This window comes from Caldimonas taiwanensis NBRC 104434 (assembly GCF_001592165.1).
GTDB classification, from domain to species: Bacteria; Pseudomonadota; Gammaproteobacteria; order Burkholderiales; family Burkholderiaceae_C; genus Caldimonas; species Caldimonas manganoxidans.
In genome coordinates this window covers 1-729 of record NZ_BCWK01000088.1, presented here as the reverse complement: position 1 = coordinate 729, position 729 = coordinate 1, and the positions used below count along the sequence as shown (strand labels likewise).

The window sequence follows — 729 nt, the reverse complement described above, 5'->3', positions numbered from 1 at the left end:
CCGTGAGCGTGGCGAGGAAGCCGCCGTAGACGTGCGCCGCGTCGGTCGAGACGTGGCGGCGCACTTCCTCGAAGACCAGCGTGTCGATCCCCTCGGCGTGGGCCTTGAGTTCGGTGAGCCAGCCCTTGAAGCGCAGGAAACGCATGCCGCCGCCTTCGAAGCGTCGGGGCTTGAAGGCTTCGGTGCCGCTGGTGATTCGGCCCGTGCGGTCGCGCAGCGCCCAGCCGGTGGTGGTGCCCAGGTCGAGGGCAAGCAGGGTGGTGTGCATGGTGTCAGTCCTCGTTCGGTGGGGACTGACGCATCCGACGCACGATATCGATAGTTCCCGTGAGGCGCGCGCACGCGCACGCGCGTAGAGACTTACGATGGACAGCGTCAGATGCGTCAGTCCTGTCGGTGGTCACGGGTGTTCAGTCGTCGGCATAGGGGGTGTAGGCGGGCTGCATCGGGTGCTTGAGACCCACGCCACGGAAGCCCCGGATGCCGGCGGCGTTGCGCCATTTCTCGACGCCGCGGGTGATCAAGAGGTCGGAGAAGCGGCGCTGTGAGCCGACGAACTCGCCCGCGGATTCGGCCCACTGCTTCCAGTCGGCGAACAGCTCGGCGGTCAGGGACTTGGCGTTGGCCTGCCGCACGCAGCGTTCTTCCAGCCAGCGGCCCAGCGCGTCCTCGGCTTCGAAGTACTCCTCGGTGGCGGCCACGACCTGCGGCGGCGGATCGAGCCGGCCT

The 729-nt window shown here is 68.2% G+C and carries 2 pseudogenes; both read right to left on the bottom strand.

Going from position 1 to position 729, the window contains the following annotated elements:
- A pseudogene (locus tag CTA01S_RS16275) lies at positions 1–268 on the bottom strand (hypothetical protein); the annotation flags it as partial.
- Between the two features lie 142 nt (positions 269–410).
- Positions 411–729, bottom strand: a pseudogene (locus CTA01S_RS16270) (phage/plasmid primase, P4 family); the annotation flags it as partial.